Source organism: Clostridioides sp. ES-W-0018-02, assembly GCF_020658175.1.
Taxonomy (GTDB): domain Bacteria; phylum Bacillota; class Clostridia; order Peptostreptococcales; family Peptostreptococcaceae; genus Clostridioides.
Genome location: NZ_JACVVY010000001.1, coordinates 499,524 through 522,173 on the forward strand (window position 1 = coordinate 499,524; position 22,650 = coordinate 522,173).

A 22,650-nucleotide genomic window follows, 5' to 3' on the forward strand; every position below is an offset into this window, starting at 1 on the left:
ACTACAATGGTTTTATCTTAAATAAAGGTTGATTATATTCTACTAGTTCTTCATTATCAACTAATACTTCAATTATTTCACCTTTAATTTCACTTGTTATTTCATTCATTAGCTTCATTGCTTCTAATATACATAAAGTGTCACCTTCTTCAACTACATCGCCAACCTTGACAAAACCTTCTGCATCTGGACTTGGAGAATCATAGAATGTCCCCATCAAAGGAGCTACTACTATTGATAAATTCTCATTAGATACTACAGGTTCCTCGTTTACAAATGGCTTTTCTAAAGAAAGATCTACTACCGATTCTTGTTGTACACTTAAAACAGGTGAGCTTGTAACTTCAGTTTTTTTAGATGCTTCTAATTTAAAATCACTACTTTCAAGCTTTACATATTCTAAGTTAGTTGAGTCTATGACCTTTAATAATTCCTTAATTTCATTGATGTTCATGTTGTTACCCCCTTGTATTATTACCTGGTGCTAATATTATATCACAAAAAGCAAATTTATAAAAGAAAAAGTGCTGACTATAGAATCAACACATTCAGATATATTTTAATTTTAAATTAACAACCAGTAAATTCTTTTGTTTTAATTTTCCATTATTAATATAAATTATAAGTATAAAATGAATAAAATTCAATATATTTTGCAAAATACAATAAAATACAAATTAATACCTCGGGAATTTTTAAGACAAATACCAAAATTATGCAATTTAGACTTCGCTTTCTTTCATATTAGTATCATTTTCTTTGTTTTTATATAGTATATCTTTTAATTTAGTGATTAAAATACTACTATATAAGTTAAAAGTCATTAAAATTGCAGGAATTATAAAATAAAATCTAGCACCAATAAATCCAAAAACTACTGTAACAAGTATCAATCGTTTATTTAAAGTAAAAAATGGTATATCAAAAATACTTTTATCAGATGTATCTGGAGTATAAGAACGTATAATTCCAAAAACCAACGTTAGCATACAAAGTGGAAGTAATACATAGCTTGAAATTATTCCTAAAAATCCTATACTTTCAAAGTAACTGCTAGCACTATTTGTATAAACAAACATATATCCATTTAAATAAGCACATATACATGATATAATACCAAAAGTTCCTCCTAAGGATTGAGTGTACCAATTAAAAAATTTAGATTCCATATACCTCGCCTCCTAAAACTGTATATATAATGATATGCATTTAAATAATGAAATATATCTTTATACACTCATGAACAAAATTTTATTAATTTTAATAATTTATATTTAAGAAATGCAAAGTATAGTGTAGTATATATTAATGTAGATAAAGTTTTATAGAACTTAATTAAATTATCTCATATGGATTTAGTACAAGTTTAAAAGGTTATATTAGGGTTTTATATTTGATTAAGCTGAAAAATTTATTATAAATGAAGGGATGTTTTCGCTTTGGTAGATACATTAGAGTTTGGTCTTAAAGTTTTATTTTTTATATTATCGATAATTTGGATGGGAAAAATAATGATTTTAAGAACTGATAAGCAAATAGTAATTAATCCTTTGCTTATTGGTATATCTGCAGTACTTGTGATGTTGCATACCTCACAAAGTAATATTGAGTTTTTTGGACTAGATGTTCAGTATATAAGAATAGTTTTGTATATAGTATATTCATTGATAATTTTAATAGGAATATGGTCTACTAACAAAAGAAATGGGATTTTTTAGATAATCTATTTATAGATATCTAAAGGTTGCTAGTAACAAAACATTAATATTAGTGCCTTGTTACTAGCAACCTTTGTTTTGATTTAATATTAAAATTAAAAATATAATAATTAAATAAGTTGTATAAATATACACTTTATTTTATGTTATTTTACATTTACAGTGATTAAAACTTCTTGAGATGTATTTAAATCATCTTTGTCATTTAGTATAACTTTCACTACTGCTTGCCCTTTATTATTACCCTTAACAATCATATCTTTACATGAAAGTATACTCTTATCACTTACAGATACCACAAAGTTTAAATCTTTCGGAAGGCTATTAGTTACTTCCCAGTATTTGTAATAACTATCAATTTTCTTTGTAACTATTTTTCTCAAATCAATACTCTCGCCTTTTGATATGTCAATATTATGGTATTTAGAATCTAATTTATATTGATTATCTTTTGTATCAATAAAATTCAAATCACAATTTACATCTACACCATTATTTGAAAGAGAATTAACTGTATTATCATTAATTAAATAATTATTTGCAAGATTAATTGAGTCCATATCTTTTAGACCTAGTATTTCTCTAGGAAGTTCCTTTATGTTATTGTTCCAAAAAATAAAATTGTCTATGTTTTCAAGATATGATATACCTTTTAAATTTGAAATATTTTCTCCAGTTGCATAAAATTCACCATCCAAAGCCTTTATATTACTTATAGTCATTTCATCTGGATTTACATATCGCTTTACAACTGCTCTCAGGTTAGCATCAGGAAAAATATCTTTAAGTTGGTTTTCACTTAAAATCTTATCGTTTGAATTTATTGGATTTAAAGCCGTCGCAGAAATAAGAAATGGTATTAAATTAGCTAAATTCATAGCACCCTCCCACATAAAACAAAATTTTTTACATAGTAAATTAATTTCTATGAGAGGGCTCTGTTTCCTTGTTATATATGCCTACTTTCGTACACTTTATTAATATAAATTAGAATAAATTTCTACTATTAAACTTATAAACATATTACTAGTTACGTTTTTTAGCTTCACATCTAAATATTCGCATTCCTTGTGACATAAATTTATCCTCATACTCTGTTGTAACATTATTTTTATACTCACTACTGCTTAAATCAAGAGAAATGTTCTTTAAGAGCCAATTATTTGCAGCAATTTCATTTAAACTAAACTCGAATAATTTTTCATTATCTGTTTTGAAATGAATTTCTCCATTATCTTCTAAAATATTATTATACATCTCTAAAAATCCAGAATGAGTAAGTCTTCTTTTACTCCATCTATTTTTTGGCCATGGGTCACAAAAATTTATATAAATCCTAGATAATTCTTTAGATTCAAAATAATTTAGAATATCACTTACATCAGCCCATAAAAATAATATATTATTTAAATTAGAAACATCAGCTTTTTCAACAGCCTTTAAAAGTACTTCTTCCTTTAATTCCATAGCAATATAGTTTATATCAGGATTTTGCTTGGCCAAGGTTGTAATAAATTGACCTTTTCCAGTTCCAAATTCAACATGTATTGGATTATCATTTCCAAATTTTATACTCCATTTGCCCTTTAACTTGTCTATATCTTCTCTTAAGACATATTCTGTATAACTTAAAAGTTTTTCATCTGCACCTTTTTTTCGTCTTCTTCTCACAATAAATTCTCCTTACATATAAAAATTAGTAAAATACATTTTTTATTATACATTATCTTACTTAAAAATAAAAAGAACTCTCTTAGAATAGAAAATTATTTCTATCAAAGAGAGTTCTCAATATACTAAAAAATCAATTCTAGTGGCACCCTGAACAACCAGAGCATCCTCCTCCACCTTGATCTTTCATATTTTCTGGAATTACTCTAAATCCAAATCCTGTATCTTCTATAATTATATCTCCATATTGACTATATTCATCAGAGCTCATCACAAATTGTAATTCTCCGACTTCATAAGTTAAGTCATCTTCTTTTTTCTCATCTAAAGCTAATCCAAAAGAAGGACCTCCACAACCAACACCTGCAAAGTATACTCTTACATTGTTAGGTTTATCTTGATTGTCTTTTAAGATACTTTTTAAAGTATCAATAGCTGTTTCTGGTAAAGTAATTTTCATCAAATCATTCCCTTTCAAGTATTTTATTAAAACAATATCTATTATATACCCATATAACGTATATAATCAATTAGTTTTTGTATATTTTGCCAAAACTTCTACCAATTATTACTTAGACTTTTAAATATTTTATTGTCTTAAATAAATACCCTAATAATATGTTTAATAAACAATAAATAAAATAATTTACATAGAGTATAATTTTTTATTCATTGTCTTAATATTATAACACATTTAACATATTCTAATTCATATATATAAAAATTATACAATCTAAAAAGACTTGAAATCTTTAAGAATATTTAAAATTATTATGTAAAAATTACCAAAATATATCTATTAATTATTCTGCTATTACACCATCTAGAACTGTAATAATACGATTACTACTTCCAGCAGCTTCAGGTGAATGAGTCACCATAATTATTGTTTGACCACCTTCTTGATTTATTTTACGGAGTAATTGCATTATTTCTGCTCCTGTCTTACTGTCTAAGTTTCCAGTAGGTTCATCAGCAAATAAAATCTCTGGTTTTCCTATTAATGCACGTGCTATTGCAACACGTTGTTGTTGACCACCTGACAACTTACGTGGAATATGTTTACGTTTATCTGATAATCCAACAATTTCCAAAATATCGTTTAATTGATTTTTGTAATCATTCATTTTTTTCCCATCTAGTAATAGAGGTAGCATAATATTTTCTTCAACATTTAAATTAGGTATTAAATTATAAAATTGGAATACAAACCCTATATTTCTACGACGTATTATACTCATCTTATCGTCATTGAAATGTGATATATCTGTTCCATTCATATATACTTTTCCACTTGTTGGAGTATCTAGCCCACCTAAAATATATAAAAGAGTACTCTTGCCAGAACCAGATTGTCCCATAATAGAAACGAACTCACCTTTCATCACCTGTAAAGATATATCTTTTAAAACTTTAGTAGTTGTATTATCAACTTTAAATTCTTTAATAATATTTTTTGCTTCTATTGCTATACTTTTATAGCTTGCTTTCATGTGTTATCCTCCATTTTTATTCAAATTTAATTTCTTCTACTAATTTCATTTTCTTTCCTTTTATAATTGGTACTACTGAACCGATTAATGTTACCGTAATACCTAACATTCCAACAAAAATGAATGTTTTAAAATCTAAATCTGGTGTCATTGAAATCTTTGGTCCTGCAACTATGAAAATCGTCTGAATTTCTAATATAGATATTAATACTCCAATAAAAGCACCAAATAAACCTGATGTAAATCCTTCAATTAAAGTCATTTTAATATTCTGTTTATCACTTTGTCCTACAGATTTATACATAGCTATAGAACGTCGCTTTTGAATATAGTTTATCAATAGATTATTAATTATACCTACTGTAGCAAGCAGTAAAATAAAATAGGTCATATTATTCATAGGAGATAAAAAGCTATTTATAGTATTTAAAGAGTCATTGTTGAATTCCTCAACAGTACGACTCCAATTAGATGTATCTCCAAATAAATCTCTTATCTGAATCATAATCACATCTGGATTGACTGCTGTGTAAGCTAAAAATCCATATGTAGTTTTATCGAAATCACTAACTGCATAACGAGATGGTATAACAGCTTCTACATCATTTGCGCGAGATTTAAAACTTCCAACTATTGTGTAAAAAACCTTTTTATCACCATCAGATACAATTATTTTATCCCCTACAGAGAAACTTGTTTTTTTAAGTGTATCTTCATTTAAAATAATAGAGCGTTCTTTTTCAAAAGATTTAATTGCTACTTCCTTCATATGAGAATTAGTATAATTTATTGCAAACATAGAACTATATGATTTTATATTATCAGTTGCTTCTACTCTTGAAAATTTTATACTGTCACAAGATATTTCATTGTTCATAACATAGATAGGTAAAACTTTTTTAATTCCATCCATGTGTTTAACATTTTCAATAAATTCTTGATTCATATTTCCATCTGCGAATCCCTGTAACTTGGCATCACGAAATACATCGCCTATATATGTCTTGACAAAACTTCCTACAACACTTATTGCAATTACAGCAGAAATACTTATAAATAGTAATGTAATGTTTTGTGTGATATTTTTATTATTCTTCATATTTCTGGCAGCTAATTTACCTTCATTTCCTAAAATCTTTTCATAAATAAATTCAAATACTGTAGACATAGTATCAGTAAAAATAGGAATTAGAATAATGGTAGATACAATTAGTCCTAATAACGAAAATCCTCCAGTTAAATACAAAGTATTTTCAGTTGTTATCCTTGGAAGTAGAATAGATAAAAAAAGTACTATAAAACCTATACAAAATATAGTACGATTTGAAATATTCTTTTCTTCCGCCGTTCCCAAAACAACATCTTTTATTGATAACTTACTAGTCTTTTTTATAGGTATATATGAACTAAGTAAAGAAACAATTATCGCTACTACAAAAGAAGAAATAATTACTATTGGAGATATTACTGTTGGAATTGATATACCTTGTTCAAGAGAATTACCAAGACCATGAAGCATAAAATTTAAAACAACTATACCAATCGGAATTCCAAGTAACCCTCCAATACTTCCATATAATATACTTTCAAATAGTAAAATATTAGTTACTGTTTTTTTATTAGCACCAATACTTCGAAATGTTCCAATGATTGGAAGACGCTCTAATGTAATTACCTTGTAACTACTATATATAATAAAAATACTCATAGTTAATGCAAAAAAACTTATTAGGAAAAATGGCATTGTTTTCTGTCTAGCATCTGCAATTATCTGAGTTTCATTTACAGTATTTGATACTTTATATTCTTTAGTTGAAATTTTTTCTGATAATTCATTTATCAAATTTTCTGTTGTTATGTCGTTTTTCGGCTCTATCAAAATTTTTGTATATCCACTTTCTTTATTTAAAATTTTGGATAGTGTGTCTTTAGGTATTAATGCATTTACCCCTCTTGTATGTCTCAAAAAGACTGTGTCATATGCAGCAATATTAGCCACTTCAAAAGTGTAAGGCTTACTATAAATTTGTAAAGTGATTAAATCACCTTTTTTAATTTTATATTTTGATGTGAAACGGTCTGGAAGAATAATTTTATCACCAGAAAAATCAGTGATATTATTTCCATTTACCAATCGTGGTTTATTAATTTTGTTTAGTTGTGGTAAATCTGCTGCTATAATATCGAATGATTCATAATATCCATCTTCATGATAAACAGCAGAGCTTTCTAATATTCCGACTTTTGATTTTATGGAATGTAAATCTGGTATATCTTCTAAACTAATTAATTTATTTGAACCTGTACCTTGAACAGCTATTGTTGCAGTCCCAGCCATACCTCTTGCCATTTTTCTCTGTGCACTTTCATAAGACAATCCAATTGAAAAGGAAACGAAAAGTAAAACTGTTGATAAAATTACGGATAGCAACATAACTGCTGTTCTTATTTTTCGTTCTTTAATATTTGTTAGGATATATTTTAATATAATTTTCAAATTTACACCTACTTTCTTGATTTAATGTAACTCTAAAGTTTCTTAATGCTAATTAATACTCCGTAAATAGAGTCAGATAAAAAAGCTTTTACTTATGTAATGATAATCATAGAATTTTTTATTTTCATTAAATTTCCTCCTAAAATTAAGTCTCCTCCTAAATAATAAAAGGTTGATAACTACCATATAAATATGATAATTTATCAACCTTAATATATCTTTTATTTAACCTTATTTAACCTTAATTGATAGGAAAGGAAATATGAAATGTAGTTCCTAAAGATAAAATACTCTCAACCGAGATAGTTCCTCTATGAAGCTCAATAATTTGCTTTGTTATTGCCAATCCCAAACCAGTTCCTTCTGTTTTTTGTTCTGTATTAGTGCCACGATAATAACGATTAAATAAATTTGATACTTCCTCCTCTGTCATTCCTTTCCCATTATCTAAAACAGTTATATTAATTTTATCATATATCATTACATTCAAAGAAACTTTGGTATCTTGGCTTCCATGCATAAAAGCATTAATAATCAGATTACTAAATGCACGCTTTAGAAGTGTAGAATCAAAAGTAAATTTAATATTGTCAATGTTACTGTCAAATTCAATTGTATTAGTTCCATATTCTGGATAGTTCAAAATATCAATAGCTAACTCTTTCAAAAACCTTATCAAGTTGCTATTTTGCTTATTCAACGGAATGATACCATTTTCTAATTGATATGTTAACTTTAAATCGCTAATAAGTGTATTTGTATATTCTATATTCTTAAGCATGATAGAAGCGTATTTCTGTACTTGTTCATATGAAAGAATATTATCAGTGTCTACAAGTATCTCTGCATATCCTTTTATTGGCGAAAGGGGAGTTTTTAAATCGTGAGTTATATTTGAAATCCATTCTTCTCGTATAATATCTGTTTTCTTTTTCATTTCATCACTGATATGAATTTCTTCATTAAGAGTATTCAAACTATCATAGACATCAGCAAAAGCTCCTTTCGCTTTGGTTGGAAGATATGTTCTCTTTGCAATATCACTAACAGAAGACGTGATTCGTGAAATAAATTTTGTTACCCAATATCCATAGGCAATTCCAGAAATTAAAACTATTAAAAATATAATACCTATTATTGAAAGCACAATAGGTTTTCCACCTATAAATTTAGTCCCATCAAAAAACATTGTTACTTTAGAAATATTAAGTGGAAAGTGTATAATATAAATAAATTCATCCTCATTATTTTTAATAGTACTCAAGTATACAGTATCAGCATTTGAAGTATCTTTCTTGGCTAATTCCAATAACTCAGAATTAGAATAATGATTTTTATGATTTTTTGGTTCTGAAAATCCATAAACTCTATTTCCATAACTATCTAAGATTTGTATCCATAATTGATTTTCCCGAAGTTTTTCCAAACCAGATTGTTTTATTTGTGGTTTATTATCTATAAATATAATTTGCTCAGTAAAACTTTCCATAAAATTTTGAGGCCAGTCACTACGTATGCTTTTTCCATTTGGATGCTGAACATTAATAAGTGATAAGAAAATTCCTATTGCAGTTAAAGCCAGGCAGAAAAGCACTAAGAAAAAAATAATGTACGAGTAAAGTATTGTCCTGTATCCAGACTTACGCATTTAATCAACTCTTTTCCAAAACTTATATATTTGTGTTTTTTAACTATTTTTAAGGTAAATCTTATTAAATATGATACTATCTTAAATTATATGTGTATAGTTTTATATTATCAAGTTATCTGTTATTTAATAAAGCACTGTAACAATATACAAAACAGTGATGATATATAAAACAGTTTAAAATTACTTATTAAATATTAAACTATCTAAATCTGGATACAAAATAATATGTGTATATTAATGAAAATAGAAAAGCATATCATAGAACCACTTTTATAGGGGATACTTTAATAAAAGAATTAAAAATTATAACATATAAAAAATTTCCACTAAAAAATAATCGTGTTAGAAGAATGACAGAAAATCATGTATTTTGGAAATATTTCACAAATATTAAGAATAATAAAACACTTGAAATTGCTTATGTCAAGAAATTTTATATAATATAAACTGGTCAAATATGTTATAATATTAAATTGTGACAAGTTCATGGAGGTGTTTATATGAAAAAACAAAAGTCGCCAATTTTACTTGAAATGCTTGGGTTATTTTTTGGTTGTATATCAATGAGTATTGGTATAAATATGTTTTTAAAACCACATACAATTGCTCCTGGAGGGCTTAGTGGTCTATCTTTAGTGTTAAATAAAGTTACAGGGCTTCCAGTATCAGCTATCATGTTAATCATAGGTGTTCCATTAGTAATACTTGCTTTCAGAATTATGGGTACAAAAAATTCATTAAAAACGTTATTTGGGACAATAGTATTCTCTGCTATAGTCCAATTGACAGACCCACTATCAAAATTGAGATTAACTGATGACTTACTACTATCAGCTATTGCAGGAGGAATTTTAGTTGGGATAGGTTTAGGAATAATGTTTAAATCAGATGCTTCTACTGGAGGAACAGATTTAATTGCACTTATACTTAGTAAAAAGTTTCCAGGGATAAAAGCTACAAAATTTATGTCTTGTTTAGATGGAATGGTCGTTATATCTTCTGGTATAGTAAATCGTAGTATAGAAACAGGCCTTTACTCTGGGATAGCACTTTGTGTCTTAATAAAAATAGCAGATATGATAATGGAAGGATTTGATCATTCAAAAGCATTTTTTATTATTTCTGAAGAACCTGAAAGTTTAAGACAAGCCATAACAAAAGAACTTGATAGAGGTCTTACTATTCTTGATGGTAAAGGTGGTTACACTAGAGAAAACAAGGAAGTACTACTTGTTGTAGTTTCTAAAAAGCAAGAACTTTATCTTAAGAGATTAGTTAAAAAGACTGACCCTACTGCATTTGTTATTGTTACAGATGTACATGAGGTTCTTGGAGAAGGATTTAAAAACTTAGAAAATTAATAAGTTGTTTTATAACTTTGTTTATATAGTTTTTAATAACTTATAGATGCCAAAATCATATCATATTAAAGTGTGAGTATATTAATTAATATACTAAACCTTTTTAGTAGATATAATATGATTTTGGCATTGTTTTTATCTAACATTTATTAGAACACTAAATACTCATTATTTTTTCAATTCATACTGATAACATGGGACATTTTTTATTGTGCTTCCAGTATGAATTTTTTTGATATATTTTCCTACACATTTAAAACCCAATAAATCTAATGATTTTGTAGAATTCGCATTTTCCTCATAGGTTATCGCAATGATTTTATTTAGATTTAGTTCTCTAAATCCATATTGTATTACTCTTTTAGTTATCTCAGTAGCAAAGTCATGACCCCAGTAATTGGGATTAATACATACCCCAATTTCAGCTTCCAATGCCTTTGGATTTATATTATTAAACCCCATATTCCCAATAACTTTATTATCTCTTTTGTACACTATTGCAAAGTGACCTATTTTTCCTTTTTTATATGGATTTAAAAAAAATGATTTTATAAATTTTCTTGTGTCTTCTAAAGACTTATGCTCATTAAATGGTAAATGTTTTACTACTACTTTATTTTTATAACAATCAAAAAAATCCTCAGTATCATTTAATGATGCAGGTCTTAGTATGCAGTTTCTAGTTTCTAAGGTTTTCATTTGAGGATATTCAGAATCAGACATTTCTAATCCCCCTTTATACATTAATCTAATATACTGTTCATATTTAAAATACGATATTAATTATATAAATGTGCTCAAATTAACCTTATTTCTAATTTAATAAAAATTAGCTTATTATAAATCTCTCAAATCTACAACATTATTAGTAATAATAGAAGTTCTCTACTAGTTCTATTTATTGTAAGATACATGTATATGTAGGTACTTTTTAATTTATTTTTATTAAACTTATTTTAGAAATGCCAAATATAAACTTACATATTATTAGATATCATACTTAAAAACTCTTTTGTTGCTAGTGATAAAGAGATATTTTTCAAATGGCAATAACCTATACTTCTCTTAGGTATTGGCTCTTTTATGTCTAATTTGAATAATTTTCCACTATTTAAGTAATCTATGCTAAATTCTTCTATAACACAAGATACTCCAAGATTTATATATGCAAATTCTAAAAGTAATTCATGAGAGCCTAATTCTATATCTGGGTTTAGTTTTATACCTTTTGATAAAAAATATTCATTTACATAAAGCCTTGAATTTGCTTTATTTTCTAACATTATCAAAGGTAACAAATTTAATTCTTCTAAAGATATTTGCTTTCCTTTGTATTCTATGTAATCATTTGCACATACAAATATGTCATGTATCTCAATACATTCAACGATATTTAATGTTTCATCTTCTATTGGCATATTTATGATTGCTATATCAATATTACCATCTTTAAGTAAGGATATAAGTTCTCTACTAGTTCTATTTATTGTAGATACATGTATATGTGGGTATTTCTTATGAAAAATTTCCAAATACTTTAATAGAAAAAAACGTGCTGCTGTATCTCCTACTCCAATTTTTAATGAACCATATTCCAATTTTTTAAATTTATTTATTCTATCTTCACCTGATGCGATTAAGTTTAATGCAGTAGCAACATGTTCACTTAAAATTTTCCCTTCTGGAGTTAACTTTACACCTTTATTATTTCTATAAAATAATATAGTATCTAATTGTTCTTCTAATTGTTTAATTGATTGGCTTACAGCTGGCTGTGACATAAATAATTCTTTGGCAGCAACAGAAAAGCTCTTATGACTTACAACTGCATTGAAAACTTTATATAATTCAAGTTTTACGTTCATACATAACTACTCCTTATATCAAATATTAGTATTATTTATTTTACTTATGATTATATTTGAATTATAATATACATGGTACTAATATGACAATATTAATTCTTTAGGAGGATTTTAAATAATGGATAGATTAGTTGGAACTGTTTCAAGAGGTGTTAGAGCACCTATTATAAGACAAGGAGATGACTTAGTTAAAATAGTTGTTGATTCTGTCTTAAATGCATCAAAGAGTGAAAACTTTGAAGTTAGAGACAAAGATGTAATTGCTGTTACAGAAGCTGTTGTTGCTAGAGCACAAGGAAACTATGCTCATGTTGACAATATAGCGAAAGATGTAAAAGATAAATTTGGAGATGATACTGTTGGTGTTATATTTCCAATTTTAAGTAGAAATCGTTTTGCAATATGTCTAAAGGGTATTGCAAAAGGATGTAGAAAAGTTGTATTAATGTTAAGCTACCCTTCTGATGAGGTTGGAAATCACTTGATAAGTATTGATGAACTTGATGACAAAGGAATAAACCCTTGGTCAGATGTGTTAACAGAAGAAAAATATAGAGAACTATTTGGATATAATAAACATACATTTACTGGTGTTGATTATGTTGATTATTATAAAAATTTAATTAAAGAGTGTGGTGCAGAAGTAGAAATAGTTTTTGCTAACAACCCAAAAACTATACTTAATTACACAACAAGTGTTTTAACTTGTGATATACATACAAGACAAAGAACAAAGAGAATTTTAAATCAAAATGGTGCTAAAAAGGTATATTCTCTTGATGATATAATGACATCAAGTGTAGATGGTAGTGGGTATAATGACCAATATGGACTTTTAGGTTCAAACAAAGCTACAGAAGAAACTGTAAAATTATTCCCTATAAATTGTGATGAAGTTGTAAATAAAATTCAAAGCAATATAAAAGAAATTACAGGTAAAAATGTAGAGGTAATGGTTTATGGAGATGGAGCGTTCAAAGACCCTGTAGGGAAAATATGGGAGCTAGCTGACCCAGTAGTTTCTCCTGCTTATACAAAAGGCTTAGAAGGTACTCCAAATGAGGTGAAATTAAAATATTTAGCTGATAATGATTTTGCTGACTTATCTGGAGATGAGTTAAAAGAAGCAATTTCAAAATACATAGTTGAAAAAGATAATAAATCTGATGATTTAACAGGAAATATGGTTTCTCAAGGTACTACTCCAAGAAGACTTACAGACCTTATAGGTTCTTTAGCAGATTTAACTTCTGGAAGTGGAGATAAAGGTACTCCTATTATTTACATACAAGGTTATTTTGATAACTATACAAAATAATATATTTTAAAGCATTTTATGTAATTTATTTAGATTAAAAACTAATATAGACCTCTTAATTGACATAACTTTACTGTATATCAATTAAGAGGTTATTTAATATTTACATAGTTTAATTTATTAATCTTTATTAAGAATTTTAATCTCTATTTATTTCTGAAATAATATCACTCTTTAATATTTGTTTTACTGGAATGATAACTGCAACAATACTAATAGTAATATTTAAAATAATCATACCCACATATAGAGACATATTTATATTGAAAACTGGATTTATATATAAATATACGCGTTTTACTATAAAATAAATCATAGATTGCCCAATAATACTTCCAATTACCATTATAATACTTGCATATAGTCCATATAAAAAACCTTCCCTCATCATCATAATCAAAAACTTATTATCTGTGATTCCCATAGCTCTTAAAATTCCAAATTCATGTCTTCGTGAAAAAACTAAATAACTCACTGTATTGATAATATGAAACAAACTTATGCTTAGAAGTACAAATACGATACCATATATAAACAATAATTTCTGGTTTAAATAAATATTATTTTTTTCAATAGCAATAGTATAATCTGTCACAATACATCGTTTTATATTATGTATAACATTTTTTATTTCTTTAGCTACTTCCATGCTATTGCTTTCTTTCGTCTTTTTTATACTGGCCATATTGTAATTTATGATATTAAAATTACTTTCCATTTGTTCATTTGTCATAACTATATCCATGCCATAATCGCCAATAAAGTATATATTATTTGCCATTACACGTTTTACAGTAGCAGCAACTACAAATTCTTTTACTGTATAATCATTTTTATCTTCTTCTTTAAACTTAATAGTCTCATCAGTAGGTTTCATTGTTTTTGGCACTTTAACTTTGATAGTATCTCCTGGCTTTATGTCAACTGCACCATATATACCAGTACCATCCATAGGAAGTCTAACAATCACTTTATTATTTTTAACCATGTCAGAATTATCAATTTTTCCATCAATAATATAAGGATTTAATCCTTTTAACATGTTAGCATTATATCCATAGATATTTGTCTTTAAAAGGTATCCCCCATCACTTTGTTTAGTGCAAATTCCATTGAAAAAATTCTTTATTCTGTAATCTTTTTCAAGAGGTTTAAAGAAATTTTTCCAAAGTAATTGTTCATCTCTAATGTGTATACCGCCAAAAAAATACCTTACTGGGTGAATACTTGATACACCTTCTACTTCGTTTAGTCTTGAAATTTTATCTTTTGGTATTCCTATATCAAAATCAGTTGTTTGCATAGCTATTTGATAATCAGAATTTAAACCATCATCAGCCTTCATTGTAAGCTCGTTATTATTTCTAGTAAGTTGTATAGAATAGCTAGAACATAGAAAAATAATTCCCCCAAGTGCTAATGAACACAAAATCCCTATAAACATTCCTTTTTTTTGAGTCATATATTTATGAGATAATACTGCTGTCATGTTAGAAAACTTTATACTTTTTATCTCTCTATTCTGTTTACTAATAACTTCAAAATTTTTCATTGACTCAATACTAGAATATTTGCTTAGCTTATATACAACTCGTACAGTGATTAAAATTAACAATAATGCTAAAAACAAAAATCCTAAGTAAATAGATTTTTCACTTATAAAAAATGACCCTGGAATAATATCACTACCTAAGAATATATGAGGAAATTGTTGATGTATTGTTGAAGCTACTCCTATGCCTAAAATACATCCTATAGGAAAACCTATGATGAAAAGTAAAAATAATTCTAAAAACAAGAGTAGTAAAAGTTGCTTATTATTAGCACCTAACACTTCTAAAGCGCCATATTGTGATATTCTTTGAAGTATCGAAACATGGAAAATACTATATATTGCTGCTGCACTAAATATTCCAATAATCAAAACAATTGCATTTGTATTTAATTTTAAAGAATTTAAAAATTGAAATACACTATATCTTTCAAAAGTTATTGGAGGTTTTACACCAAATTCACTTGATAAATTCCAGTTTACATAGGAACTTTTTTTCGATATACTAAATTCTCTCATAAATCTAGCACTTTGTTTTTTTATATTTTTATTTTCATCAAATTTTACATAAACCATATAATTACCATTTTCTTCAGAAAATGTAGAACTATCTACAAAACCCTCTAAAGCAGTTTCTGGATTTAAAATATCAGATAAAATCCCACATAACTTATAAGTTTTTCCGTCTAATTTTATCTCTGTTCCAATTTTTTCTTTTATATTTAAATTATTTAATGAATAGGTATCAAGTGCTATTTCTCCTTCTTTGCTAGGAAGCTTTCCTTTCAATAATTTTCTACCTGTCATATCTAAATAAGATGAATCCACATTTAAAAAATTCATAATGAAAGGTTCATCTATAGAACCTTTAGTATTTGTGATACCAAGTCTATTTACAGTGTATTCATTTGATTTTTTGTTTTTCTTAATTTTTTGTAGTTGTTTATTATCTACCTTAAAATAAAAATGATAATCTCCATTATCCGCTCTTATTTTCTCAATTTTACTTTTATTTGCACTATTTACTAAAGAACCAATTCCTGTCAATAAGGCTACCGATAGTACGATGCTTAAGATTATAGATATAGATTGTTTTTTATAATGTTTAATATATTGAATTGCAAACTTCATTAAAGATATCATAGTATTTCACCACCATTATTTACTACAATTCCATCTTCAATATGTATGATAGAATCGCATATTTGTGCTATATTTTCATTATGTGTTACCATAAGTATTGTTTGGTGAAATTTTGCACTACTTTCTTTTAGTAAACATACTACTTCCATTGTAGTCTTACTATCGAGATTTCCTGTTGGTTCATCAGCTAGTATAAGTGCAGGTTTATTTGCTAAGGCTCTAGCAATTGCTACTCTCTGTTGTTGTCCACCAGAAAGTTCACTTGGAAATTTTAGACGTTTGTCCCAAATACCTAATGTATTCATTAACATTTCAATATAGCTATGATCTACATAATTTCCTTTATCCAATGTAACAGGAAGAGCAATATTATCATAGACATTTAATACTGGTATTAAACTGTAATTTTGAAATATAAAACCTATATTCCTTCTTCTAAATACAGTCAAATCCTTTTTTCTTAATTTAGATATGTTTTTACCCTTAATTATTACATCTCCTGATGATGGGCTATCCAACCCACCTATAATGTTTAATAATGTACTTTTACCAGACCCAGAAGTTCCAACTATAGCAGTAAATGTAGCTTTTTCAATTTCTATGCTTACCCCATTTAGTGCATTGACCTTGTTTTCATATTCTCCATAATGTTTTACTAAATGATTCGTCACTAATATACTCATTTTATTTCTCCTTTCAACATAACTTAAAATATAAGTTCTTATAAGATATTGTAAGTGACGATAATTACACCCATCCTACAAAGTTAATTTAAACTCTTACAATTTTGTAAGAAGATACTAAAACAACTTCCACTTCCTAATTTGGATTCTACTATAATATTCCCTTTTTCTTTTTCTAAAATTAATCTTGTAAGATAAAGACCAATTCCTGTACCATTTTGATTTTCAACATTTTTACCTCTATAAAATCGTTTAAAAATATTGTTCAATTCTTTACCATCAATGCCTATTCCTTCATCTTTGATTATAATTTTAGTATATAGTTCCATTTTTTCTACAGAAATAGTAATCATACTATTTGATGGTGAATATTTTATTGCATTTTCTAAGACATTTACAATTGCCTCTATAGTCCATTTTTTATTATGAAATAACTTTATATCTGAAAATATTTCTAAATTTATTTTTATGTTTTTAGATTCTGCTTTATTAAAAACAGTACTAATACTTTGAACAATAGTGTCTTTAATTAGTAGTTCTTCTGCTTCAAATTTGATAACCCCATCTTCTAATTTAGTCATCTTAAATAGAGACTCTAATAACCAGTCAATTTTAAAAGTTTGATTTTTCATTTTTTGTAAAAATTCTACTTTTTTTGATGTAGGAAGATTACTATTTTCTAAAAGTTCACAGTAAATGGTAATATTTGAAAGTGGTGTTTTTAATTGATGTGACATATTTGAAATTAAACTTTTAATTGCTTCCTTTTCTGATTTTGACTGCTCTACTTCTATCTCTATCATATCTTTAACTTTTTTTACTTGGTAAGAAATTTTTGATATTCTTGTATCTTTTGTATCTGGATAAGAAATTTCTTTACCTTCCAATAATTGATTTAGCATTAGACTTAATTCGTCACATGTATTTTGACTTTTTTTAATAGTTATTATAGCTATAATTATCATACATATTGCAACAAATAATAGTAACATATTTATTCCACCTCATTCCATAGATAGCCCATTCCATAAGCTGTTTTTATATACTTTGGATTAGATGGATTATCCTCTACCTTCATTCTAAGTCTTCTTATATTTACAGATATAATATTCTCATCAACATAATTTTCTTCACTATCCCATATATGATGTAAAATTTGTTCCTTCAATAATATTTGTCCTTTATTCTCAATTAAATAATTAATAAGCTTATATTCTACAGCACTAAGTTCCAAATCTACTTCATTTTTATACACCTTTAATAACTTTTGGTCTAATCTTATACCATTAGAATACAGCACTTTATTATTTGATTTTTTTCTTATTGCTACTTTAACCCTCGCTTTTAATACAGACAAAGAAAACGGCTTTGTGATATAATCATCTAAACCTATTTCTAATCCTGTTACCTCATCAATCTCTGAATCTCTTGCAGTAAGCATTATAATTGGAATATCTGACATTTCTCGTATTTGCTTACATATATCAAATCCATTTCCGTCTGGAAGGTTACAATCTAAAATTATAAAATCTATATTTTTATTATTAAATATATGTAAGCCCTCTTGTTTTGTATAAGCTTTTAAAACATTAAATCCTTCACTTTCAAAAGCATAAAAAAGACCTTCATTTAAGTTTGTATCATCTTCAATAATTAATAAATTCAATTTTCTACTCCTTTTATTTTTAAACTTTTAAAATAGTATTTCTTCTTATCTTTTGTTAAAAATATATTGATACACCTATTTTACTAAAAAAACTGTAATTAAATTTGTTTTTTCTCAAATCTAGTTACAGTTTTTTATTTATAGACTATTCACCTTTAGAACATTCTCTATAAAAGGCTTTAATTGATTTTAAATCATTATCAGTTATAATATGTACACCACTTGCACTTAATAAATTAGCAAGACACTCAATACGTTTGAAATGTTTTTCTGTACTCTCATTAAACAATACTGGGTCTAACCAAATATTTATTAATATTATAAATACTTCAGACATTTCGTTTGGATAATCAGTTTTAAAAATGCCTTCTTCAACACCTTGTTTTATTAAGCAAGATAGTAAAGGGGTCATTTCAAGCGTAGATGCTCTTATACTCTTTATAAATAAGATAGGTTTTTTTTGGAGGCACATATAATCAATCAATTTTTTCCTTATTTCTGAACTAGATATGTGTAAGATAAATTCAGACACTTTTTCTCTAATCGTAAAGTTAGGATTATTTAATATTAACTTTAAATTTTCCATCTCTACTTTTAAATTACTTGATATAATCTCTTCGAACAGGAGTTCTTTATCTTTAAAATGGTAGTATACAGATTCTTTAGATATATCAAGAGTATCCACAATTTGTTGCATAGTTACATCATCATAGTCATTTTCTTCGAATATTTTCCACGCAACGTCTAATATCTGACTTCTCATCTTGTCAGAATGTTTATTTCTTGACATATAAATTCACTTCTTTCTTTATCAATTTATATTAATTGTCCATACATTTATTATAATAAGATTTTTTACAGTATGTCAATACACACCATTTAAAGACAACAAATCGTATTTATTCTTAAATTTCTTATTATTTATCATTAATATAATTTATATGTAAAAATATTATAAAACATATATAAATACATATTATTTAATTTAATGACGCTTAAATTGAAAATATAACCTTATTCTTATATAATTAAATTATGTAAGGATAAGGTTATATGATTTAATTATACTTTTACTAGGGGGAATAGAATTGAAAAGGGTTGATGAAAGAAATACTATGTTTGCAAGAGCAAATTATAAAAAAAATGGTTTTGCTTATAATGACTATTATGAGAAAAATCCTGAAAAAAAAGAAGTTGATGATAGTATAAGAAGTAGACCAAATTTATGTAGTGAAGGAACTATGACTTATAATGAGATAAATTCTCCAATGGCAAGTAGTGCATTTGACTTTTTATCTGATATAAAATCACTATGTGAAGGAAAAGTTTGTGACAATAAAGTGGATGTAGATGCAAAATCTATGACTAAAAAGATAAAAGGGTTTGCAAAGCAATATGGAGCTTCTGTGGTTGGTATAACTAGATTAAAAGATTATCATATTTATACAAATAGAGGTAGACATGAAGAAAACTATGGTGAGGAAGTTAATCTATCTCACAAATATGCAATTGTATTTGGATGTGAAATGGATAAAGAAATGATAAACAGAGCCCCGATGATATGTGAAGTTATAGAAACTTCAAAATGTTATGTAGATGCATCTATTGTTGGTATGATTTTAAGTTATTACATAAGAAACCTAGGATATGATGCTAGAAATCATATGGATGCTAATTATCTAGTAATGCCTGTTTTTATAGCTCGTGATGCTGGATTGGGTGATATAGGAAGAAACGCAATACTTACAAATAAAGATTATGGTTCTAGACTTAGACTAGGGGTTGTTACTACAGATATTCCACTTATAGAAGATGAATATGTTGATTTTGGACTTGAAGATTTTTGCAAAGTATGTAAAAAATGTTCTTTTAATTGCCCTTCTCACTCACTTTCTAATGATATTAAAATTGGTGATGATGGAAAATATAATTGGGTGATTGAACATGAAACATGTTACATTAAATGGAGATATTTAGGCACAGACTGTGGTATGTGTATATCTGCTTGCCCATTTAGCCAAAACCTTGAAACTATAAAAAACACTACTTCTTTTAAAGGCAATAATGAGCTTATTGAGAAAGCTTTGGATGAATATACTTCAAAATTTGGTAAAAGAATATTTGTACCTGGAAATCCATCTTGGTTAAAATAATTTTATATATTTAATAAATAGTCTGTCCCATGATAAATTCTAGGACAGATTATTTATTAAGTATTTTATTTATATGAATATAATATGATAATTTAGCAACATTTTGATTATATAATTAACTTTATATAGAATATTAAACATAAAAGGAGTGAATATATGAAAAAAATATTAGTAGTGGAAGATGATACTATATTAAATAAAACACTATCGTACAACTTAAATGAAGAGGGATATATGGTTATTTCAAAATTTACAGCTATATCTTCTTTAGAATCTATTGTTAAACACAAATTTGATTTAATTATTTTAGATGTTAATCTACCAGATAGAAGTGGATTTGATTTGTGCAAGAAAATTAAAGAAAATTATGATATCCCTATAATTTTTTTAACTGCCAATGATATGGAATATGATATGATTAAAGGTTATGAACTTGGAGCTTTGGATTATATAACAAAACCATTTAATATCAATGTGTTTAAACAAAAAGTAAGAGCACTTTTAAATCATATTACAACAAAAACAAAACAAGATTGTTATGATGATGGATATCTCAAGATTAACTTTTCTGAGTTCTGTGCATATATAAATGACAATCAAATTGTATTTACACCATTAGAATATCGTACTTTAAAACTATTTATTGAGAATCCCAAAACCATTCTAACAAGAAAAATACTTTTAGAAAAACTTTGGGATATAGATGCTAATTTTGTAGATGAACATACTTTGACATCTGTTATAAGTAGAATTAGAAGTAAAATTGAAAAAGATGGCTCTCAATACATTAAAACAGTATATGGTATGGGATACATGTGGATAGGTGAAAAAAATGAATTTTAAAAATTTTTCTTTTAATACTCTTTATTTAATAATTGCTGTTAGTATGGCTCTTACAGCTATTCTATTCAATATAGCAATTTATATAATAACTAATGATTTTAAAATAGTTGTTCTATTATTGATATACACAATAATATTCTCTGGTTTTATATTATTAATCATGCTCTTACTTCATAAAAAAATAACTCTATTTTGCTCTGAGATATGTTTAACCTTAGATAAGATGATGAATAGTAAAGATAATCTGGAAATTACTTTGGAGGAAGAAACACTTTTGTCACGTATTAATCATAGACTGATTAGAATGTATGAAGTCATTCAAGAAAATCGCCACAATATTGCTATGGAAAAAGCTGATTTACAAGAATTAGTTTCTGATATCTCTCATCAAATCAAAACTCCTATTGCAAATTTAAAGATAATTAATAATACTCTACTGAATCAGAATCTTAAAACTGAAATTCAAAATGAGTTTTTGATGGATATGCAAGGTCAATTAGATAAATTAGAATTTTTAATGCAGTCTATGATAAAAACTTCAAGACTAGAGACAGGTATAATTTCATTATCTAAAAAAAAGAATTCGCTTTATGAAACAATTGCGACTTCACTTAGTGGAATTTTATTTGATGCTGAAAAAAAGGACATTGAAGTTACAGTTGATTGTGATTCAAACTTATATATATGTCATGACAAAAAATGGACTTCTGAAGCTATTTTCAATATATTAGACAATGCAGTGAAGTACACAAGTCCTAAAGGTAAGATACATATATCTACAGAATGCTGGGTTATGTATGCTAAAATAGATATTACTGATACTGGAAAAGGCATATCAGAAAGTCACCAAGCAGAAATTTTTAAGAGATTCTATCGTGAGGAAGATGTACATGATATAGATGGTATTGGAATTGGTCTATATCTTTCAAGAAAAATTGTATCTCTTCAAGGTGGATATATCAAAGTTACATCAAAAATTGAAGAAGGCTCTACTTTTTCTATATTTTTACCTAATAAATAAATTTTTAAATATTTT

The 22,650-nt window shown here is 26.6% G+C and carries 21 protein-coding genes; 6 read left to right on the forward strand and 15 right to left on the reverse strand.

Going from position 1 to position 22,650, the window contains the following annotated elements; genetic code table 11:
- Position 1 precedes the first annotated feature (1 nt).
- Together accB and IC219_RS02370 are read right to left on the reverse strand one after the other, a co-directional pair.
- Entirely contained in the window at positions 2-454 is a 453-nt protein-coding gene (gene accB, locus IC219_RS02365; RefSeq protein WP_227435173.1) for an acetyl-CoA carboxylase biotin carboxyl carrier protein, read from the reverse strand.
- A 268-nt stretch (positions 455-722) separates the two neighbouring features.
- Positions 723-1,169 (reverse strand): hypothetical protein, encoded by a 447-nt coding sequence (locus IC219_RS02370; RefSeq protein WP_227435171.1) that lies wholly within the window; start codon positions 1,167-1,169, stop codon positions 723-725.
- Between the two features lie 270 nt (positions 1,170-1,439).
- Here IC219_RS02370 and IC219_RS02375 point away from each other — a divergent pair, with 270 nt between their 5' ends.
- The gene (locus IC219_RS02375; RefSeq protein WP_227435168.1) at positions 1,440-1,718 is read left to right on the forward strand and encodes a hypothetical protein; all 279 of its coding nucleotides are present in this window, start codon (positions 1,440-1,442) and stop codon (positions 1,716-1,718) included.
- Between the two features lie 146 nt (positions 1,719-1,864).
- Here the strand turns inward: IC219_RS02375 and IC219_RS02380 are convergent, their stop codons facing one another.
- From IC219_RS02380 to IC219_RS02405, 6 genes are all read right to left on the reverse strand, one after another.
- A complete protein-coding gene (locus IC219_RS02380; protein WP_227830552.1) occupies positions 1,865-2,596 on the reverse strand; it encodes a hypothetical protein in 732 nt (243 codons plus the stop codon).
- A gap of 148 nt (positions 2,597-2,744) precedes the next feature.
- Positions 2,745-3,389 (reverse strand): tRNA (guanosine(46)-N7)-methyltransferase TrmB, encoded by a 645-nt coding sequence (trmB, locus tag IC219_RS02385; protein ID WP_227435163.1) that lies wholly within the window; start codon positions 3,387-3,389, stop codon positions 2,745-2,747.
- Positions 3,390-3,528: 139 nt separating this feature from the next.
- Positions 3,529-3,849 carry a Fe-S cluster assembly protein HesB gene (locus IC219_RS02390; RefSeq protein ID WP_227435162.1) on the reverse strand — a complete coding sequence of 107 codons (321 nt, stop codon included), beginning with the start codon at positions 3,847-3,849 and terminating at the stop codon, positions 3,529-3,531.
- 343 nt (positions 3,850-4,192) lie between these two features.
- Positions 4,193-4,882 (reverse strand): ABC transporter ATP-binding protein, encoded by a 690-nt coding sequence (locus IC219_RS02395; protein WP_227830553.1) that lies wholly within the window; start codon positions 4,880-4,882, stop codon positions 4,193-4,195.
- Positions 4,883-4,898: 16 nt separating this feature from the next.
- Positions 4,899-7,379 carry an FtsX-like permease family protein gene (locus IC219_RS02400; protein ID WP_227830554.1) on the reverse strand — a complete coding sequence of 827 codons (2,481 nt, stop codon included), beginning with the start codon at positions 7,377-7,379 and terminating at the stop codon, positions 4,899-4,901.
- Between the two features lie 241 nt (positions 7,380-7,620).
- The gene (locus IC219_RS02405; RefSeq protein WP_227830555.1) at positions 7,621-9,027 is read right to left on the reverse strand and encodes a sensor histidine kinase; all 1,407 of its coding nucleotides are present in this window, start codon (positions 9,025-9,027) and stop codon (positions 7,621-7,623) included.
- 503 nt (positions 9,028-9,530) lie between these two features.
- Between IC219_RS02405 and IC219_RS02410 the strand changes: the two genes are divergently transcribed.
- Positions 9,531-10,391 carry a YitT family protein gene (locus IC219_RS02410; protein ID WP_227830556.1) on the forward strand — a complete coding sequence of 287 codons (861 nt, stop codon included), beginning with the start codon at positions 9,531-9,533 and terminating at the stop codon, positions 10,389-10,391.
- Positions 10,392-10,559: 168 nt separating this feature from the next.
- Here the strand turns inward: IC219_RS02410 and IC219_RS02415 are convergent, their stop codons facing one another.
- Positions 10,560-11,114, reverse strand: a complete 555-nt coding sequence (locus IC219_RS02415; RefSeq protein ID WP_227435157.1) for a GNAT family N-acetyltransferase — start codon at positions 11,112-11,114, stop codon at positions 10,560-10,562.
- 254 nt (positions 11,115-11,368) lie between these two features.
- On the reverse strand, positions 11,369-12,256 hold the full coding sequence (locus IC219_RS02420) for a LysR family transcriptional regulator (RefSeq protein ID WP_227435156.1): 888 nt from the start codon (positions 12,254-12,256) through the stop codon (positions 11,369-11,371).
- Positions 12,257-12,374: 118 nt separating this feature from the next.
- Between IC219_RS02420 and IC219_RS02425 the strand changes: the two genes are divergently transcribed.
- Positions 12,375-13,574: a coenzyme F420-0:L-glutamate ligase gene (locus IC219_RS02425; RefSeq protein ID WP_227435155.1), complete on the forward strand. Its 1,200-nt coding sequence runs from the start codon at positions 12,375-12,377 to the stop codon at positions 13,572-13,574.
- Positions 13,575-13,713: 139 nt separating this feature from the next.
- On the opposite strand, the gene IC219_RS02430 is transcribed toward IC219_RS02425, so the two are convergent.
- From IC219_RS02430 to IC219_RS02450, 5 genes are all read right to left on the reverse strand, one after another.
- Complete coding sequence (locus tag IC219_RS02430; RefSeq protein WP_227823941.1) at positions 13,714-16,269, reverse strand: FtsX-like permease family protein; 2,556 nt, start codon at positions 16,267-16,269, stop codon at positions 13,714-13,716.
- A complete protein-coding gene (locus tag IC219_RS02435; RefSeq protein WP_227435153.1) occupies positions 16,266-16,952 on the reverse strand; it encodes an ABC transporter ATP-binding protein in 687 nt (228 codons plus the stop codon). The genes IC219_RS02430 and IC219_RS02435 overlap by 4 nt, the downstream gene beginning before the upstream one ends.
- Positions 16,953-17,035: 83 nt before the next feature.
- Positions 17,036-17,944 (reverse strand): sensor histidine kinase, encoded by a 909-nt coding sequence (locus IC219_RS02440; protein ID WP_227435152.1) that lies wholly within the window; start codon positions 17,942-17,944, stop codon positions 17,036-17,038.
- A 2-nt stretch (positions 17,945-17,946) separates the two neighbouring features.
- Entirely contained in the window at positions 17,947-18,618 is a 672-nt protein-coding gene (locus IC219_RS02445) for a response regulator transcription factor (RefSeq protein ID WP_227435151.1), read from the reverse strand.
- A gap of 145 nt (positions 18,619-18,763) precedes the next feature.
- Positions 18,764-19,408, reverse strand: a complete 645-nt coding sequence (locus IC219_RS02450) for a TetR/AcrR family transcriptional regulator (protein WP_227830557.1) — start codon at positions 19,406-19,408, stop codon at positions 18,764-18,766.
- Positions 19,409-19,706: 298 nt separating this feature from the next.
- On the opposite strand from IC219_RS02450, the gene IC219_RS02455 reads away from it, so the two are divergent.
- The 3 genes from IC219_RS02455 to IC219_RS02465 all read left to right on the forward strand — a co-directional run bounded on the left by IC219_RS02455 (position 19,707) and on the right by IC219_RS02465 (position 22,635).
- Positions 19,707-20,771, forward strand: coding sequence for a 4Fe-4S dicluster domain-containing protein (locus tag IC219_RS02455; protein ID WP_227435149.1), 1,065 nt, complete (start codon positions 19,707-19,709; stop codon positions 20,769-20,771).
- Positions 20,772-20,927: 156 nt separating this feature from the next.
- Positions 20,928-21,614 (forward strand): response regulator transcription factor, encoded by a 687-nt coding sequence (locus tag IC219_RS02460; RefSeq protein ID WP_227830558.1) that lies wholly within the window; start codon positions 20,928-20,930, stop codon positions 21,612-21,614.
- Positions 21,604-22,635 (forward strand): sensor histidine kinase, encoded by a 1,032-nt coding sequence (locus IC219_RS02465; RefSeq protein ID WP_227830559.1) that lies wholly within the window; start codon positions 21,604-21,606, stop codon positions 22,633-22,635. The genes IC219_RS02460 and IC219_RS02465 overlap by 11 nt, the downstream gene beginning before the upstream one ends.
- The last annotated feature ends 15 nt before the right edge of the window (positions 22,636-22,650 follow it).